The sequence below is a fragment of the Paenibacillus sp. FSL K6-1318 genome, assembly GCF_037976905.1.
GTDB classification, from domain to species: domain Bacteria; phylum Bacillota; class Bacilli; order Paenibacillales; family Paenibacillaceae; genus Paenibacillus; species Paenibacillus amylolyticus_A.
The window spans coordinates 814,967-833,347 of sequence record NZ_CP150270.1 but is presented as its reverse complement, the minus strand read 5'-3'; the positions used below and the strand labels follow the sequence as shown (position 1 = coordinate 833,347).

The following is an 18,381-nucleotide window of genomic DNA, read 5'->3' as shown; positions in this document are numbered from 1 at the left end:
AACCTTTTTTTTGTTTATTTATTTTAATCGTATACTCTATCCCACGTTATCCATACAAATCTAACTAGTTAGCCATGAATCAGGCTGTTGTCTGTTCCAAGTTACACGCCGTCTCCAAACTGCCAGCAGTTCAAACTGAGCGTTCCGTAAGGATAAGACTGGAATAGACGCTTCGCCGATCGGGACATGTCCGCTGTACCCATAGCGTAGAATAAAGGCGCAAGGTGTTCTGTACCATAAGACGGAACTGCCGTGCGTGCGTGAGGGGCTTTTTTCTCATATTGAAACAGCTCTCTCGTGTTCCACTGCTCCAAGCGCTCCCCGATCCAGTTATCAAATTCCACTGCCCACTCTTGCGGCTCATCCGTATTGCCCAGCAATCGCAAATTGTGGACCGTTCCACCGCTGCCAATGATCAGCACATCATCATGACGCAACTGTTCCAGCATCCGACCAATATCATACTGTTCCTGCGGCGTACGCAGCGAGTCTACAGATACGGCGATCACAGGGATATTAGCCTCAGGGTACATATGTAGCAGCGGTACCCATACGCCATGATCCAGGCCACGACCTCGAATCGGTTGATGCGCCAGATTGCTGCGGGTGAACAAAGCACATATCTCATTCGCTAGATCTGGCTGCCCAGATGCAGGGTATTCCATGGTATACATCGTAGAGGGAAATCCGTAAAAATCATGCAAGGTCTGATGTGTATCATCCATCGTCACGGACGGTTCGGGACAATCCCAATGCGCCGTAAATACGACAATGGCTTTCGGAGCCGGCAGCCTGTCTCCAAGCTGGTTCAGAAAATGAGTGTAGTCATTGCTCTCCACCGCCAGAGCGGGAGAACCATGCGCAATGAAAAGTGCGGGTAATGTCATTGCTGCCAACCTCCAGACACGGATAGAATGCTTACTCCTCTATTTTACCCCTAAGAAGGCGCTTTTCCAAGCTGACATCCCCAAACAGTTGCAATCCTGCCATTTATATCATCCAGTGCTGCCAATCCTGTTCGATCTTCTGGCGTTCACCCAGCCACTCTCTGGTACGCGTAATCAGCTGTTCCCGCTCTTTACCTGAAGAGAAGGTGTGATCACCCTGGAAGATGATCTCCTTGTCGCAACGGCCTTCCTGGCGCATCCAGAATACCTTTTGATACAGGAATGCGTAGTCGACAGGGATAATCTCATCTGACGTGCCGTGCACGACGAGAACATCGCCACTAAACTTAACTGCTTCCTGGAATGGCTGTTGTTCAGCGAGAGACTCGAAGAAGGTCGGTGTGAATTTGTATCCGAGATAGTCAGCCGCCCCCAGTTTCACGCCTTCATCATATACTTCCCGCCCCGTAATCTTCACGATATCATTGAATGGATAACCTACAGAGGACCACATAACCAAGTTCTTGACACGTTTGTCGCGCACAGCAGTTAGTAATGCAACGGCACCACCCAGACTATGACCAATTAGTGTAACGCGCGTAGGATCTACATCACTGCAATTCACCGCGTAATCCAGCACCGAGCGGGTCTGTAGCACCATCGACTCCAGTCCCTCTGCTCCATACTCACCACTGCTCTCTCCGCAACCGATGTAATCAAAACGAAGTACCAGATAGCCGTCTTCAGCGAGCTCCCGTGCAGTCTTTACAAACAGACGATCCACGCCGATCCGGCTACCAACGAAGCCGTGGCATATAACTGCCAGAGGTACTCGCTGCTGACTCTTCTCCTCCTTGATATCTTTCACAACCGGATAATGAATCGTAGCTGTTAATTCTTCCTGTCCATGACGGATACTGATCTGACGTTCCATGCCGATTTCCCCTTTCCATACGTAGCCTGTCGATGTTCCATTTATTAAATATATATAATCCGATAAGTTTAGTGTGTATTAAGATGATATTCATATATTATCATCCCGCAACCTGCAAGTCAACGTCAGTAAAAACGCTTTGTAAGTCTACTGCCAGTCTACATTTTATCGGTTAATGGACGCAAAAAAATGAGCCAAGCTGGTTACAGCTGGCCCGGATATTTTCTGGACTTCATACACCTTGGTCAAGGATAACTATTCGTAGCTTCTACGGAACATCTCGTGTGTCTCCACACGTCCATTCCATTCATGCTCATGACCGGAAACACTGTTGTCCCAGAAACTTCTTCCCCTCAGATTGCCATCTGTCAGTTCTTCTGCATACTCCGTATCCTCCAGGTTCTCCTCCAAAGACACAACCTCATCCACGACTCCACGGGAGTTGCTGTTCAGCAGTAGCTTCCGTGTCAAATCTGTTTGTTTATCCATAACAAGCACACTCCAATCTCGGATTTCTGTTGGAAATGCTACTATTGTGATGGAATCGACTGCTCTTTATGCATACTTCACACAATCGTTAGATCTGGAAGATATGAGGGTATTTTTTTACATCAATCGGGGAAAATAAACCAATAATTATAGGCAGCATCTGCCTCGGAATCCTTCTGCCGAAAGGAATGAATTCATGGGACATCTACTGGAATGGATTCAACATCACGGAAAACTGGTGCTGTTATGCACCTGTGTCATACTGGCCTGTGTGTGGATATGGGTCCACCATGAGCAGCTTTTTTATAAGGAATGACTTTGCGAAACGAGAGCCCTTCCCGTATACTAAAATACCGTCAGGGTCTTCATATATTGGGAGATCAGAACGTGTGTAGACAGGGGGAGCAATCATTGGGGATTTCCTACAAGAAGCTTAAAGAAATACAGAATCGGCAAATAACCGAGATGAGTCGGATGACACCTGAAAATGTAAAACTGTATGACCAGATCAGCACAATAGCACGCCATGCGCCAGCTGACGAGAGAACACAGGAAGAGTGGATTCTCTCCGCAGGAAGAGCGATCGTGCAGGCTCAGAAGGATAATAAGCCCGCTCGCGAGCTATATGGACCTGATCTGGAGCAAGACATCCTTACACAGCTCGGGGTAACAAATACAGCACCGGAGAAGACGGCTGCCGTTGAGGTGGGTAAATCCGATCCAACCCGTGCTACAAGTCCATCCCCTTCAGCGAAAAAGAAAGCCAGCGTTGCAGAACCACAGCCAACTGAGAATCCAGAGCCAGTGAAACGGACACCGAAGTGGTATGCCATGATCGCTTGGGCGGCTTTGTCTTTTGTCATGTTGATTCAAGGATGTGCCGGATTGTTTGTGGGTTGGACCGGCGGAGATACGGAACCATTCCAGCACATTAGTCTGTTCTCTCTGATCGTTGCGGCTGTAGGCGGGATTGCTCTGGTGGAGATGCTGCGTCGCCTTGCAGAGCGACCGGATGATGAAGGAGCGGACAAGAACACCGTACCTAAGGTTAACCTTAAGGGAATCATCATCTACATCGTAATCGTGGTACTCGTGTTGTTTGTGGGGTATCCACTGCGTGATAAGCTTCCGGTATTTGCACTGGCTCCGTGGGTGAGCGCGGTGATCGGTGTTGTGGGGCTGGCAACGTTAAGGCCTTTATTTGGACAAAAGAAAACAGCATAACACGTTATATAACCGATTAAGGGGCCTTGAGGGTCCCTTTTTATATTCTGATTGAATTAATCCTTCTGATGATATTCACGCGAAAAAAGGGCACGTGTTTGCTTCACGAATTCGTGAGGTCTTTTTCCATTTGGAGCTGGTTCCGATGTTTGATTCCTTTGCCCGGTGTCTCTCCAAACTCCCGCTTGAACATCCGGATAAAATAGTTCACTTCCATCCCCACGGTCTCTGCCGCCTCTCGCACACTTGCTCGTGGATGCTTGTCCATCCAGTCCGAAGCCTTCTGCAAACGTAATCGTTGCATATATTGATGTCCTGTCACGCCATAATGATGATGAAATAATCGATTGAGATGCTGCACCGAATAACCCACTGCGTCAGCTACATGCTTCAATAACAGGTCGTCCTGATAATGTGTATGCATCAATGCTACTGCTCGCATGAGTGCATCTTTGCCCGGATCGCAATCTCGATTAGAATGTGTTACAGGCCCATCTTGCGCCGTAGATGATCCAACATCTACGCTACCAACATCAGAGGGCGTTACGGATTGCGCTAAATCCAAAATGAGCTGGTAGATCAGCGTTGATGTGTTCCACATCTCCGTTGCTCCTTGATCGAGCGCGTGCCAGAGATTGGTCATCCGTGACCAGATGATTTCAAAACCGGAGATATGGTACGGCTCGTTCTGAAGCAAACCCGCGCATTGAAGTACCGATCCAGCCGATGCACCGCCAATACCGATATAACCGAGCTCTCCGTTTGTTTTGGAATGAGGCACATACTCATGCGCAACCTCGGGTTTCACGATGAATAACTGCCCTGCTCCCATGGTCCATGTCCCTTTTCCCGGTATCCTGAACTGCCCTTCACCACCACGTGACAAAAACAACTGATACACTGGAAATCCATCCGGTCTATGCAGACCTTTCTCTTCCTGCGTGCCCACACAATATAGGTACAGCGGCAAACGGGAATCCGGCAGGCCCGTCAAACGAAATGCAAGCATTCCATCATTCCTTTCGGCTCATAGGCTTCTAGCTTATTCGTTCTATTATCCATCGGTTTGTCCTATTCCAGCAATGGTCTAAGGAACCTTTTTGGCGACAAGATTTTCAATATGGTAATAAAAAAACTCCCCTTCTCTTTTGGAAAGGGAGTTAGCGTGTTACTTTACTGAATAATAAATGTTCTTCTGATAATGGCCGTTCCGGTCACGGATCGTTCCTTCGATTGCTGTTGTCTCCAAATTTCTTCATTCACCTTTAAAAGGTCGAAATTCGGAGACTAAGGCGAACTCTAACGCTTCTTCAAAATCGATTCCGTGCCCTTCACTACCTGTATCAGATATCCAGATGTTCCATGCATCCAAACATTAAGTCTTGATCATTTTTATGGAGTTTCTCCAGCAGATGCTTGCGCACCAGTACCATTGTCGGTTCCAGAAGATACTAGCGTGATAGGAAAATTAAATACATCTGACCTGTTGTTTGTATATTTTGCAGGATCATTAACTACGGATACTACCCTGATTTTATAATCTCCTGAACCGAGAACAACTCCATCTGAATCCGTTGAATTACTGGTAATTTCAATCTTTGCTGTTGAAGGATTGTTAGCCCCACTTATTACACTCCCTACTGGGCTGCCCAGACCGCTATCGATTGTGGTACTCCCTTCCTTAACGATGTATATATCATAGCGTTCAATTCCAGCTTCGTTTTTAGGTTTTGTGAAACTAACATTAATTACAGATGCACTTGCAGATGCTTCCAGAGCTGTTACGCTATCAACAGTCGTTGGCGCCTGTTTTTTTGCTTTAATAGTGAAAGGAGCCGACGTAGTCATACTTGATTCTCGTTTACCATCAGATGATTCGGACAAAATAACAATCTTGTATGCTCCAGCTTTGATCTCATCACCATTACTATCAGATAAAGAAACCGGAAGTTCTGTTACTGCACTTGAAGAGACATCTAGCGAATTGCTGGTTTTAGCCGTTTTTTTGGCCGCATTTAGATCGAAAGTTGTAGATGCAGGTACTACCATTAACACATAACGTCCAATGGCTTGATCAGGGACTGGTTTTGTATATGTCACTTTTACATCGGTAGCATTACCTGCAGCTTGCTCTTCTTTCTTGACTTCAACATCTGTGATTGCAACTTTCCCAACTTCACTATTTACAGACAACCTAACATCATAATAAACCGTAGATAGAGCATTAGAAATAGTACCGGTGTTGCTCACCGCCAGTACAAATATACGATAATCTTCATCATTACGAATATTTGCGCCATCTGTCGTTTTTGCATTATTTAAAGTCAAAGTGTAGTTTCCACTTCCTGCAGTTTTACTCTGGAGGGTAAAATTAGGATTCCGATTCGCTTCTGCCAGATCAAATCCACTTACATTCGTTTTCTTTACCACGAATACACGATAGTGATGAACATTAGTCTCATTCGCCGATCTATTAAACGTCACACTTATGTCGCTACCATTACCATTATCGCCGATATCCGTTGCTGTAATGATTGTCGGGGCAGTCAAAGCAGCAGTTTTGGATAATGTGATTAATGCTGAATAACTTGATATTGCGTTTTGGCTAGCGTTCCCACTGTTGCTCACCGATACAACAAAGACACGATAACTAACACCTTCTTGGACTTTAGAACCGCTTGTATCATATGCATTAGGAAGCGTAACTGACAAGTTACCACCCGTTTTGTTCACCTGCGTATAGTTGTTTGACGCATTAGCTGCGCTTAGTGTGAAGCTGCCCACATTAGCGGAACGAACTACATATACTCGGTAGGCAGAGATTCTGGACTCATCCGCGGCTTTGTTGAACGAAACCCGTAGATCACGCCCATCACCGTTGTCACCAATATCCGCAACAGCCAGGTTGCTAATGACTCCCGCGTTACCGGTCGTTGTCAGTCTCAGAGCTGTAGAGGAAGCTGACAGCGCATTGGTGTATCCATTTTGCTGGTTACCTACCGCCATCACAAAGATGCGATAATCTTGCAGATTCGTTACATTATAACCGCTTGTGTCCTTCATGGATGAAGGCAATGTCGTTGTAATGTTGTTGCCTGTTTTGTTCACCGTATAGTACAGACTGGAGGACAGGTTGCTTGCCGTCGTCAGATTGAAGCTACTGGCAACCGAGTTACGCACCACGAAGACGCGATAATTCGCCACCTTGGACTCATCCGATGAACGGTTGAAGCTCACCTGAATATCACGACCATCTCCATAATCCGAGTTATCTCTCACTTGCGTAATTACCGGAGATGTTGCTGTGTTCACGGACAACGTAAGTGAAGAGGATGCCGCGGACAACTTGCTGTCTGTTGTTGCTTCATTCGTGCTTACCGACAGGATGTAAACCACGTACGCTGTACCACTTTTGATCAATTCGCCGGACGTATCCCGTGTTGAAGAAGTTAGCTGGCTTTTGACAGCAGCAGCGTTGCCTTTGTATATGATCGTGGAGTTTGCACTGGACACTTTATTCGCTGCAGCCAGATTGAATGCGGAAGAGTCCTTCGCTTTGACTACAAAAGCACGATAATACGTAATGTTCGATGTCGTGCTCGGTTGCGTGAAATTAATCTCCAGATCACGGCCATCGCCATAGTCGCTAATGTCTGCGGCGCGCAGGCTTGTTACCGCCTGTACTGTAGATTTCACATTATTGAGCTTCAACGTTTGGGAAGACCACTTCAATGCGTTTTTATAATTATTGTTGCTGTTTCCAACAGTCAGTACATACAGGCGATACGTTTCATTGCTATTGAGTAAATCCCCATTCACGTCACGTGTCTGTGCATTGAGCGTCAGTTTCGGGTTGCTATTATTTGGTGTTACGGATGTATAGTTTGCAGAAGGTACAGCAGATGCTGACGACTCCGTAAAGCTATTCACATCGCGAGTTTTCACTAGCATAATTCGGTAAGCAGATACTGCACTCTCTGAAGTTGGACGTGTGAAGCTCACGGTCAGATCACGACCATCCCCATTACTTCCGGATACCGAACCATAGATGTTCCATGCAGCATATTGTGTCTCATCCACTGGAGGCGTTGCCGTTGTCTTGATATCTACACGCTGATTGCGCGAGTTCCAGAATACTTTCTCTCCAAAAGCTTCACTGACAAAACGAATGGGAACCATCGTGTTGCCCTTGATCGTGTTCGCAGGTACATCCAGCGAGATCGCTTCCCCGTTGATGTATGCCGTTTTGGAACCGAGTGTCAAAGTAACTTCCTGATCGTCGCGAGTTGCAACAATCGTTTTGGTTCTGTTGGTGTACTGTACCTTCGCATCCAATCCTTCAAAAATCGACCGAAGTGGAACCAGTACGCGTCCACCTTTCATGACAGGTGCCTGAGCAGATGATAACTCTGCATCATTAATATATATACTGATTCTCGCAGCTGCATCCATAACCGACGTTGGAAGTGCGGACATCAGCATAGCTGATACAGCCAGCGCTGACATGACCTTCTTCACTTGTTTTCCTCCCGCTTTCCTCATATCCCATATCCCCATTCTCGCAAATTGATAACAACGAAAAGTTTTCGCTGTTCATTTCATTTAATTCCTGTATTTACCTATGCACAACTAAGACGTTCCGATCAGCTTAAAAGTTTCCAGTTGTACAAAAAATATTTTCGCAGAAATATTCCTCTATCTTCCACCCTCCAAAAGTTAAAAATAACAGAAGAATTTGTCACCATTCCGCAACCACATCCTGCACCAATTGGGTTAATGTATAGTGACTAGTGAACAACGCCTATCATTTTCTTAACTACGGGAGGTTCATATCTATGACATCATCGTTCCAATCTGCCAAACGTAAAGGCATGCGCACCTTCATTACAGCTACTGCCATCGTCATGCTGCTCCAAACGACCGTAGCTCCATTATCTGGAGTCGCTGCTGCCGCATCTTCCAGTACAGATACCAAAGTCACGACTGCCAGTTCAACAACGATATATAAAACATTTCAGTCCATGCTCTACAAAAAGAACGGCTTACCTGCCGCGGATACTTATCTCGAATCTCATATCAATCAAGTCACCACTCATCATGCAACTCTGATGGTCTTACAGCTGGAGAATGCCCGCAACAAGGCGTTAACAGCCATGACGGACCGTCTACTGGTACCTAATGTTCAAGACAAAATGATCAAAGCCTACAAGTGGAATGATAGCTTCACCCAACTGATGAGCCGCACCAACGACGCCAGTCTGCGTGCACTGCTCCAGCAAGCACGGGATAGCGGTTATCGCTTGGTCATGCTGGAAGGTTCCCTCTATCCGATCATGAATTATATGGCTTTTCAGAAATATATCTCGTACGTGAAACCAGACATCAAACAATACATCAATATCATGGCGGTCGAAACCAGTAACCTTGCCGCCGATGATGGTGCACTGGTCATTGGTTACCAGGAGATACTCAATCGAGCTTTGAATCAGGAACGATTCCTGAACGAATATCCGAAGTCCAATCGGGTAAAACAAGTGAACAACCTGATGAATAACTATACCTTATATACGTTTTATGGCCTGAATAATACGCCTCTATTTGACTATGAAACGAATAAAATGACTGCCAATGCCCAGAAAGGTTACAAAGCTGTCTTACAACGTAACTCATCTGAAGATAGTGACTTCCTAACCAAACTCCAGAAGTTCATGGATATCGTCACCGAAGCCAAATTCGAGAAAACGACTGCTGTCGAGAAATGGTTGGAGCAGAACATCCCGGTCAGCGATTATGCAAATTATTGAGTTAATCCGTCCCCCTAGTTAATATTCGGGCCAAGCCAAAACTCGGGCTCAATTCGAACATATCACCACGACAAAAACCGCCACAGGATTCTCCCTGTGGCGGTTTCTTCTTGTTTCTATAGTCAAAACTGACTTAACCCGTCAGCTCCCTGCTTTATTGAATCGGTTTGACCATATGATTATACTCATGTCCTGCGATGACAATCACATCGTCTTTGACGTATCCCTGCCGTTCATAGAGCATTAGCGCACGGCCGTTGTCCCGTTCTACAATCAGGGATACCTGTGAGTGACCCAGTTCTCTGCCCTGCTCCTCAAAAGCAGCCATCAGTGCCCGGCCGATGCCCTGCCCCTGATAAGCTTCACTTACCGAGAGAGTATCCAGATAATACTCACCCGGACGGGTTTCTTTGACCAAAATATACTTCTCATCCTGATTTCGTCCAGGGCGATTCAGAATCGGCTGATCCAGAAGATCTGCTTCACCGCCATCATAGGCCACTAGAATCCCCGCGATTAGTCCATCCTGCTCCATCACTGTTACATGACGATAGCTAATCCGGTTGTTTTCCTGTACATAGAACTCCTGCAAAATCTGCATCGCCTTCTCATGATCCGCCTCACCCGCAAGCGCGTAAGCAATATCCCCTATCGCCTGATACAGTAAAGGAATGACCTGATCTGCATCTTCTATGCGCGCAGGTCTGATCAGAGGGGATGTTTCTTGGTGATCTGATTGCATACTGGAATGATTCATCAGATTAACATGTTGAACAGATTGAGATTTTTGTTCAGCTCGGTATAGGCGATACCTTTGCGGTTCATACGTTCAATGAGCGGTTGGTAATCTTCCTTGTACATCAGCTCGATCCCCACCAAGGCAGGGCCATTTTCCTTATCATGCTTTTTCGTATATTCAAATCGCGTGATATCATCATTCTTCCCTAGAACTTCCTCCAGGAATTCACGTAAAGCTCCTGCACGCTGCGGGAAATTAACCATGAAATAATACTTCAGACCTTCATAGATGAGGGAACGTTCCTTGATCTCCTGCATCCGGTCAATATCGTTGTTCCCGCCGCTAATAACGCAGACCACCGTCTTGCCCACAATTTGTTCACGATACTGCTCAAGCGCCGCAACAGCCAAGGAACCGGCAGGCTCGACAACGATCGCATTTTCATTATATAGCTCCAGAATGGTTGTGCAGGCTTTGCCTTCTGGCACTTTCACAATGTCATCCAGTGCGCTGCTGCAGATCTCAAAGGTCAGATCACCAACCCGTTTCACCGCTGCGCCATCCACGAATTTATCAATATCATCCAGCGTAACAACCTGTTTACGGAACATCGCCTCACTCATGGAAGCTGCCCCAAGTGGCTCAACACCAATGATGCGTGTCTCCGGACTCACGGTCTTCATATAAGTTCCCACGCCGGCTGCCAACCCACCGCCACCAATCGTAACGAACACATAGTCGGCATTCTCATCGAGACTTTCCATGATTTCCATCGCTACCGTACCATTACCTGCAATAATCTTGGGTTGATCAAAAGGATGGATGAACGTCATACCCTGTTCGTCACATGCACGCATCGCTTCTGCGTATGCATCATCGTACGTATCTCCGATCAGCACCACTTCAACGTTGTCTCCTCCAAAGCGTCGTACCTGCTTCACCTTCTGGTTCGGTGTTGTACTCGGCATGAAGATTTTGCCGTTAATTCCGAGCGCATTACAGCTAAAAGCAACACCCTGAGCATGGTTGCCCGCACTTGCACAGACAATACCCTTCTCCATCTCGGCTGGTGTCAGACTGCGAATCATATTATAGGCGCCCCGAATTTTGAACGAACGCACCACTTGAAGGTCTTCCCTTTTCAGATAAACATTACAGTTATATTTGGCCGACAATACAGCATCCCGCTGCAACGGCGTTCTTACAATGACCTCACGCAGCACATGATGTGCGCGCACGATATCTTCCATGCCAACACTGGCACGACCGGGACTTGTGGTCCCCGTTGGTTCTTGTTCAACTGGTTTCATGTTGTCTCCACACTCCGCTTTTATGGTCTATATAAGTTGAACAAAGTTTATTTACACTGAAACTACGATGACAGAATAACCCTCCAATCGCTGTTATCCCCAGATTTTTTCGATTCCCTTTCTAAGGGAAAAATCCGGTGATAAAGGCGAACGCTCCGCTTTTTCAGGTTCTTTCTGTCCTCTTCGTTATCGTGTAAATGACTAATTCGACTTATCTAGCAATGTCGCGCACTGCTTTTCTTTGTATTGTATCACTTTTGTTCTGTTCTTGCGCCTGAGCTCACATCATTTATCATTCGTATAATTTCATCAATAATAACCTGTGGGTCTGTAAACATAACCATATGACCGGATTGATCCGCCTCAATCCATCTCGCATTGGACAGCTGGCTCACCGTCTGGCGATGCGCCGTGATGAGGGCAGGTCTGATTTTCGCTTCTCCCTTGCCCAGTTTCGTACCCGAGATCACGCTGACTTCCAGATCACCCAGAGCCGGAGGATGTTCCAGCAGTGCTGCCATGTCATCCAGAAATGTTTTGCCTTCCGCGAGCATCGTGCTGGCTGCCCTTACAGTGAAATCCTCCTTGAGGTGATCCGCTGCCACATCGTCAGGCTGAACACTTCCAGCTTTGCTACCGAGCAACTTATATAAGCCCGTACGCGCCATGATTGGAATAATGAAACCATTAATGGCAAAGCTCTTTTTAGTAAGCTTGGAGAAATACATTTCGCAATGCTCGTCTGATGGATCTACCAGGATAATGCCACGTAATCGAGATAGATGTGCAGCTGCCGCAGCCCGTACAATCGGACCTCCCCAGCTATGTCCAACCAGAATGAATGGGCCCGGGCCCAGCGCTGTCAGCAGTTCCCCAAGATCCCCTGAAATGCGTTGAAGGCTGCGGGGAGCCGAGTCGATATCGCTTCGCCCCGCCCCTGCCCTGTCATACACGACAACACGTGCATGCTCAGCAATGGCTGGTGCTACCAGTCCCCAGTTGGATCTGGAGGCACCCATACCGGATTCAAATACAACCGTCAGTTCCCCTGTTCCCCTGGACATATAATGTAGTTTGCGACCATCGCGGGTCTGAACAAACGCACTTGAACCAAACGTATGAGAGCTAGGGTTAGGATTCATATTCCCCTCCTGATTACAAGCATAGTCATCTTTCACCGAATCTAATTGAAAATGATTATCAATTACTTCATTATAGAATAATCCATGCTATACGACAACCATATGGCTTCATCAAGTTACAGCAGTCCTGTCACCTCTGTCACGTTGCAAGGATACTCCCTATCCCACCGTTTCTTTAACCCTCCATTTCCTTATGCAAAAAGAAAACCCGATCCATGATTGGATCGGGTAACTGTCCCAGCACTATGCGGCTGGCCCTCATATATACATTCTTGTTGCTTCGTGCGCAGTTCCTGCACGGATTGCACAATCGTTGAATCCAAGGTTGGACAAATCTCCGTTTAAGGGTACCGACCCTTATCCTCGAATACCATGGTCCTTTTTGTTCAGCTGCTCCAGAAGCTCATTCATCGCTTCTTCCGTCATGGCCCCACCGCTAAACGCAACAAGTGCACGCAGCGGCATATATTTCATCATCGCATCCATCATATCCGCGTGATCCCCAGCATCATCACCGCCAAATCCACTAGCCTCCTGGAATTGCTGCAAAGCCTGTTCCAGCAGCTGTTTATGGGCCGGATCACGTTGGATATCTCCCAATGTACTATTACGCGTGTAAGTTGGAAGGAATGTCGCTGTAGACTCTACGTTCACACGTGTGTGCACTTGAATGTCCCGTGAGGAACTGCCGACCTGAATCTCGAACTCTCCGGTCTCCACATGCCAGTCCTTCATATCCACGTTGTAGTAGGCGAATGAACGCTTGTTTAGTGTAAAGCTTACCACTTCGGATTCTCCAGGTTCCAGAGTCACTTTGGCAAAAGCTTTCAGTTCTTTGACCGGACGAATAACCGTGCTCTCTACGTCGCTGACATACAGCTGCACAATTTCCTTTCCTGCTCGGTCTCCGGTATTGGTAACCCGAACATGCACATTCACTTCATCCTGATCGGTCAGTTCTGTGCGATCTACCTTCAGATCAGCATATTCAAATGTCGTGTAACTCAGTCCATATCCAAACGGGAATAGTGGCTCCAGCTCTTTTTTATCATAATAGCGATAACCAACAAAGATACCCTCCCGGTAATCGACACGATCCCCTTCACCAGGGAAATTCAGATAAGATGGATTATGGCTAAGCTTGGCAGGGAACGTCTCCGCCAGTTTACCGGATGGATTTACCTCTCCATACAACAGATCAGCTATCGCTCCACCAACGGCCTGTCCACCAAGATAAGCTTCGAGCACGGCTTGTACTTGAGGTAGCCAAGGCATCTCCACTGGAGATCCGTTGCTCAGTACAACGACGACACGTGATTGAACCTTAGCAATCTCTTCGATTAACCGAATATGGTTGTCAGGCAGACGCAGATGGGCACGATCATAACCTTCGGATTCATAACGATCCGGCAATCCAACGAACACCACGGCGGTATCCGCTGACTGTGCGGCCTGAACAGCCTCATGCATTAACGTTTCATCCACATCATCCGCTTCAATCCGATAACCCGGAGCATAAGAGAAGGTTACACCTTCGCCAGCCACCTGTGTCATTTCTTCCACAATATCATCCACTTTGGTCGGATTAATGTGGGAACTGCCGCCGCCCTGGAAGCGGGGTTTACGCGCAAATGCTCCGATTAACGCCACTTCGCCTTCACGGCCCAGCGGCAGGAGACCTTCTTCATTTTTCAACAAAACCATACTCTCGGCTGCTACCTTGCGCGCAAGTTGGTGATGCTCATCCTTGTTATATGTAGCCCCTTCTTGCTTTTGATCAACGGCATTGAAGATCAGCTTAAGTAGACGCTCCACTGCCCGATCCAGCTTGTCCAGCGGCAGTTGTCCGCTCTCTACGGCATCGATCACTTTACGCTCACCAATTCCACCGCTTGTTGGCATCTCCAGTTCCAGTCCTGCTGCAAGGGCGTCTGCACGTTCATTGACCGCACCCCAGTCTGATACCACAAGACCTTCGTGACCCCATTCGTCTTTCAGGATATCCGTAAGCAACCATTCATTCTCACCTGCATACGTACCGTTCACCTTGTTGTAGGAACACATCACCGTCCACGGCTGTCCATCCTTCACCGCACCTTCGAAGCTCGCCAGATAAATCTCGCGCAACGTCCGTTCATCTACCACCGCATCAATCGACATGCGCCGTTCTTCCTGATTATTGACTGCAAAGTGTTTGAGAGACGTACCCACACCCTGACTCTGCACACCTTGAATATGACCGGTAGCCATCTGCGTAGATAACAACGGATCTTCGGAAAAGTATTCAAAATTACGCCCGCCCAGCGGGGAACGTTTAATGTTTACACCCGGCCCAAGCAGTACCGCTACATCCTCGGCCTGACACTCCTCACCCAAGGCAACCCCGACCTGGCGCGCCAGCTCCTTGTCCCATGAACTAGCCAATCCTGCCGCAGATGGGAAACAGGTTGCAGGTACGCTCGACGTTAGACCCAGATGATCTGCACTCCCATCCTGCTTGCGCAACCCATGAGGTCCGTCCGTCACCATGATGGATGGAATGCCAAGACGCTCCACCCCTTTCAGATGCCAAAAGTCCAGTCCCGAGCACATACCCGCTTTTTCTTCCAGTGTCATCCGCTGTACCAGTTCTTTGATGTTACGTTCCACATTAACCCCTCCAGTTCATGATGTTGATGCATAGCTATATCACTAAGCATACAAGGTTATCTACCACACATTCAAATGTTTACCCGGTTAGTAACGGTTACATAACACCAGGCAATCATTTCCTCTTCCTGTCGATGACTAAATAAAAAGAAAAAACAGCCCGATCTTCACGATCAGGCTGTCTTCACCTGTTTCATAACCGTCTATCCACCCGAATTAAGCCTGTGTCTTGAACCAAGCTGCCGCAGCTTCTGCCTCAGTACGAGTCAACTGATGACCTTGACGCTCCCAATGCGTGTTAACATTGGCACCCGCACCGCTCAGCAGCGAAGCAAGTTCCTCCGTTTCACGTCTGGGTACGATCGGATCGTTCTCACCCGCACCAATGAACACAGGCAAATCTTTCAGATCCGGCAATTCCAGTCCACGCAGCGGTACCATCGGATGATGCAGAATTGCACCTTTGAATACATCCGCTTGATGGAAAATCAGGCTTGCTGCAATGTTGGCACCGTTAGAATAGCCCAGTGCATACACGTTCGAACGATCGAAGCCATATTCCACCGCAGCTGCATCTACGAAAGACCCCAACTCCGCCGTGCGAGCAATCAGGTCCTCTTCATCAAAAATACCTTCGGCCAGACGACGGAAGAAACGGGGCATCCCGTTCTCCGATACGTTCCCCCGCACCCCAAGAATGCCAGCTCCTGGTGCGATCATCTCCGCCAGACCGACCAGATCATTCTCGGTTCCGCCTGTGCCGTGAAGCAACAGAATTGTTGGAGCATCCGGCTGAGCACCTGCTTTATAGATATGTTTCATTGTATTGGTTGTGGTCATGATTTGGACTCTCCTTTCCATTCACGTACTTCGATTCGTGGCAACAATTGTTCAATCTGCTCACGCTGTGGCTCATACCATTCAGGCAACATCAGTTTCTCGCCCATGCTCTCTGCTGGTTCATCCCGTGCAAATCCCGGAGGATCCGTAGCCAATTCGAACAGTATGCCTCCCGGCTCCCGGAAATACACAGCGTTGAAGTATTGACGGTCAATGACTGGCGTTGGATGATATCCGGATTGTTCAAGATCCTGCTGAATTTGTTCATGCTCTACGTAATCTTTTGCACGCCATGCAATATGGTGAACCGTTCCCGCTCCGCCAATCCCGCGTTGAATACCTGTAGACTGAATATCGATGATCTGACCGATATCGCCGCTTGCCTGAAGACGAAGGAGTCCGTCCTCTTCGCCAACCTGCTCCAGACCCAGTTTGCTCACCAATACGTCCATGGTTTTCTCAGGAACATGACTGAACAATACGGCACCGCCGAATCCTTTGATGGCATGCTCTGGTGTTACACCGTTGAAAGACCATTTGCTTGGCTGACCACCTTCGCGCTCAACCAGTTCAAGCAGCAGACCACCTTTGTCGAAGAAACGAATGTATTGCTCACCGAATCTCGTTTTATTTTCATATGGAATATCGAAGGAAGCAAGACGTTCTTTCCAGAAAGGCAGGCTGCCCACAGGAACCGCATATACGGTAACTCCAGTCTGACCTGAACCAATGACACCTCTTCTTGAATTCTGCTGTGGGAAAAAGGTGATAATTGTGCCCGGTGCACCCTGCTCGTTTCCGTAATACAAGTGATACACGTCTGGTGCATCAAAGTTAATGGTTTTTTTCACCAGTCTGAGCGCCAACACACCTGCGTAAAAATCAACGTTTTTCTGCGCATCGTCAACAAAAGCTGTAATATGATGAATTCCTGAAGTTCTGAACATAATCTCCACTCCCTTGGTTTTAGTAGTATCATAGGTTGGTTTTGCTTCTTTTATTTATTTCGTTTCTGTTATTTATCTTTAAATTAAGATTCTTTAAATTTATATTAATCCATTGCAAAACAATATGCAAGCATTTATTTCAAAATTAAGATTTCACAACAAAAAACAGGCCCCGATCACATCGGGAGCCTGCTCGTTAAAACCATTACGTTGCTTCGCTAATTCTGTATTACCTCTTTGTACCAATGCTTCCTAAACCAATTTCATTCTTTTTGGTGGATTCACCAAATCTTTGTGCTCGTATTCATCCTTGATATCGCCGACAATCTCTTCAAGGATATCCTCCATCGTAACCATACCTACCGTAGCACCGGCCTCGTTCTTCACGGTTGCAATGTGTACTCGGCTTTGCTGCATCTGAATCAGCACGTCCTTGATTGGAGAGCGCTCGGAGAAACTCGGCGTATTATGAACAAATGTCTCCATATTGAAGGCGCGGCCCGCAGCCACACTTGTCAGCATTTCTTTTGTGTTGATGAAACCAACAAAATGATCCTGATCCCCATTTGCAATAACAGGGTATCTCGTGTATTCGTGTCGATTCAGCATCTCAATGATCTGATCAAGCGGCATTTCTTTATTTAGCGTAACAATTTTATCTCGTGGAATCATAATCTCCTGAAGCAGACGCTCATCAAAAGCAAAAATGTTTTTGAGGTAGTCCAGCTCCGTCTGATTGATCTCGCCACTCTCATAGCTCTGTGCCATAATCAGCTTCAGCTCTTCTTCCGAGTGAACGGTATCATGCCCGGCAGGTTTTACACCAAATATGCCAAGCAATAGACGTGCAGCTCCATTCAATGCATAGATGAATGGATTCATGATTTTACCGAACCAGTAAAGTGGTGGTGCCAGCAACAGCGTCATTCTCTCTGCAAACTGGATCGCCAGTGTTTTCGGTGCCAATTCACCAATTACCACGTGCAGGAACGTAATGATCGCCAAAGCAATACCGTAGGAAAGTACAGTAGACAACGCCGCCGGCACTTCCATGCGCTCAAACAACGGATGTAACATTTTCTCAACGGTAGGTTCACCCAAGGCTCCCAATACCAACGCCGTGATGGTAATCCCCAATTGACATGCAGACAGATAATAATCCAGGTTGTGCGCCACTTTTTTGGCGAGTACTGCCTTTTTGTTGCCTTCCGAGATCAATTGATCGATTCGGGACATCCGTACTTTAAGAATTGCAAATTCAGCTCCAACGAAAAAGGCTGTCAGGCCGATAAATACGGCTACTAAAAATAAATTCAAGGCTATTATTCCGTCCAATGATTTCCCTCAGGTTGAGGGATTCACCTCCAAGTAAAATTTATATTAAGGTTGCACGAGTGACGTTCCGGTGACGGCTCG

At 47.1% G+C, this 18,381-nt stretch carries 15 protein-coding genes; 2 read left to right on the top strand and 13 right to left on the bottom strand.

Annotated elements, in window-relative coordinates:
- Nucleotides 1–101: 101 nt before the first annotated feature.
- From NYE45_RS03810 to NYE45_RS03800, 3 genes are all read right to left on the bottom strand, one after another.
- A complete protein-coding gene (locus NYE45_RS03810) occupies nucleotides 102–887 on the bottom strand; it encodes a class III extradiol ring-cleavage dioxygenase (protein WP_062836227.1) in 786 nt (261 codons plus the stop codon).
- A 103-nt stretch (nucleotides 888–990) separates the two neighbouring features.
- On the bottom strand, nucleotides 991–1,821 hold the full coding sequence (locus NYE45_RS03805; RefSeq protein ID WP_036606057.1) for an alpha/beta fold hydrolase: 831 nt from the start codon (nucleotides 1,819–1,821) through the stop codon (nucleotides 991–993).
- Nucleotides 1,822–2,076: 255 nt separating this feature from the next.
- The gene (locus NYE45_RS03800; protein ID WP_340015646.1) at nucleotides 2,077–2,310 is read right to left on the bottom strand and encodes a hypothetical protein; all 234 of its coding nucleotides are present in this window, start codon (nucleotides 2,308–2,310) and stop codon (nucleotides 2,077–2,079) included.
- A gap of 411 nt (nucleotides 2,311–2,721) precedes the next feature.
- Here NYE45_RS03800 and NYE45_RS03795 point away from each other — a divergent pair, with 411 nt between their 5' ends.
- Nucleotides 2,722–3,534 carry a hypothetical protein gene (locus NYE45_RS03795; protein WP_340015645.1) on the top strand — a complete coding sequence of 271 codons (813 nt, stop codon included), beginning with the start codon at nucleotides 2,722–2,724 and terminating at the stop codon, nucleotides 3,532–3,534.
- A gap of 103 nt (nucleotides 3,535–3,637) precedes the next feature.
- Here the strand turns inward: NYE45_RS03795 and NYE45_RS03790 are convergent, their stop codons facing one another.
- Both NYE45_RS03790 and NYE45_RS03785 read right to left on the bottom strand, forming a co-directional pair.
- Entirely contained in the window at nucleotides 3,638–4,543 is a 906-nt protein-coding gene (locus NYE45_RS03790; protein ID WP_340015644.1) for an AraC family transcriptional regulator, read from the bottom strand.
- Nucleotides 4,544–4,926: 383 nt separating this feature from the next.
- On the bottom strand, nucleotides 4,927–8,052 hold the full coding sequence (locus NYE45_RS03785; protein WP_340015642.1) for a copper amine oxidase N-terminal domain-containing protein: 3,126 nt from the start codon (nucleotides 8,050–8,052) through the stop codon (nucleotides 4,927–4,929).
- A gap of 317 nt (nucleotides 8,053–8,369) precedes the next feature.
- Here NYE45_RS03785 and NYE45_RS03780 point away from each other — a divergent pair, with 317 nt between their 5' ends.
- The gene (locus NYE45_RS03780) at nucleotides 8,370–9,338 is read left to right on the top strand and encodes a hypothetical protein (protein ID WP_340015641.1); all 969 of its coding nucleotides are present in this window, start codon (nucleotides 8,370–8,372) and stop codon (nucleotides 9,336–9,338) included.
- 154 nt (nucleotides 9,339–9,492) lie between these two features.
- Here NYE45_RS03780 and NYE45_RS03775 read toward each other — a convergent pair whose 3' ends face one another.
- From NYE45_RS03775 to NYE45_RS03740, 8 genes are all read right to left on the bottom strand, one after another.
- Complete coding sequence (locus NYE45_RS03775; RefSeq protein WP_340015640.1) at nucleotides 9,493–10,080, bottom strand: GNAT family N-acetyltransferase; 588 nt, start codon at nucleotides 10,078–10,080, stop codon at nucleotides 9,493–9,495.
- A 14-nt stretch (nucleotides 10,081–10,094) separates the two neighbouring features.
- The gene (ilvA, locus tag NYE45_RS03770) at nucleotides 10,095–11,387 is read right to left on the bottom strand and encodes a threonine ammonia-lyase IlvA (RefSeq protein WP_339168452.1); all 1,293 of its coding nucleotides are present in this window, start codon (nucleotides 11,385–11,387) and stop codon (nucleotides 10,095–10,097) included.
- Nucleotides 11,388–11,638: 251 nt separating this feature from the next.
- A complete protein-coding gene (locus NYE45_RS03765) occupies nucleotides 11,639–12,529 on the bottom strand; it encodes an alpha/beta hydrolase (RefSeq protein ID WP_340015638.1) in 891 nt (296 codons plus the stop codon).
- 191 nt (nucleotides 12,530–12,720) lie between these two features.
- Nucleotides 12,721–12,852 (bottom strand): hypothetical protein, encoded by a 132-nt coding sequence (locus NYE45_RS03760; RefSeq protein ID WP_340015637.1) that lies wholly within the window; start codon nucleotides 12,850–12,852, stop codon nucleotides 12,721–12,723.
- A 34-nt stretch (nucleotides 12,853–12,886) separates the two neighbouring features.
- The gene (locus NYE45_RS03755; protein ID WP_340015636.1) at nucleotides 12,887–15,178 is read right to left on the bottom strand and encodes a glycoside hydrolase family 3 C-terminal domain-containing protein; all 2,292 of its coding nucleotides are present in this window, start codon (nucleotides 15,176–15,178) and stop codon (nucleotides 12,887–12,889) included.
- Between the two features lie 216 nt (nucleotides 15,179–15,394).
- Complete coding sequence (locus NYE45_RS03750) at nucleotides 15,395–16,000, bottom strand: alpha/beta hydrolase (protein WP_340017298.1); 606 nt, start codon at nucleotides 15,998–16,000, stop codon at nucleotides 15,395–15,397.
- A 14-nt stretch (nucleotides 16,001–16,014) separates the two neighbouring features.
- Nucleotides 16,015–16,968: a ring-cleaving dioxygenase gene (locus tag NYE45_RS03745; RefSeq protein ID WP_153028258.1), complete on the bottom strand. Its 954-nt coding sequence runs from the start codon at nucleotides 16,966–16,968 to the stop codon at nucleotides 16,015–16,017.
- A gap of 249 nt (nucleotides 16,969–17,217) precedes the next feature.
- Nucleotides 17,218–18,300, bottom strand: a complete 1,083-nt coding sequence (locus NYE45_RS03740) for a hemolysin family protein (protein ID WP_062836217.1) — start codon at nucleotides 18,298–18,300, stop codon at nucleotides 17,218–17,220.
- Nucleotides 18,301–18,381: the final 81 nt, after the last annotated feature.

Coding starts and splice junctions, on each gene's coding strand:
- NYE45_RS03810 (WP_062836227.1), bottom strand. CDS start 887: ATGACATTACCCGCACTTTTCATTGCGCATGGTTCTCCCGCTCTGGCG.
- NYE45_RS03805 (WP_036606057.1), bottom strand. CDS start 1,821: ATGGAACGTCAGATCAGTATCCGTCATGGACAGGAAGAATTAACAGCT.
- NYE45_RS03800 (WP_340015646.1), bottom strand. CDS start 2,310: ATGGATAAACAAACAGATTTGACACGGAAGCTACTGCTGAACAGCAAC.
- NYE45_RS03790 (WP_340015644.1), bottom strand. CDS start 4,543: ATGCTTGCATTTCGTTTGACGGGCCTGCCGGATTCCCGTTTGCCGCTG.
- NYE45_RS03780 (WP_340015641.1), top strand. CDS start 8,370: ATGACATCATCGTTCCAATCTGCCAAACGTAAAGGCATGCGCACCTTC.
- NYE45_RS03775 (WP_340015640.1), bottom strand. CDS start 10,080: ATGCAATCAGATCACCAAGAAACATCCCCTCTGATCAGACCTGCGCGC.
- ilvA (WP_339168452.1), bottom strand. CDS start 11,387: ATGAAACCAGTTGAACAAGAACCAACGGGGACCACAAGTCCCGGTCGT.
- NYE45_RS03765 (WP_340015638.1), bottom strand. CDS start 12,529: ATGAATCCTAACCCTAGCTCTCATACGTTTGGTTCAAGTGCGTTTGTT.
- NYE45_RS03750 (WP_340017298.1), bottom strand. CDS start 16,000: ATGAAACATATCTATAAAGCAGGTGCTCAGCCGGATGCTCCAACAATT.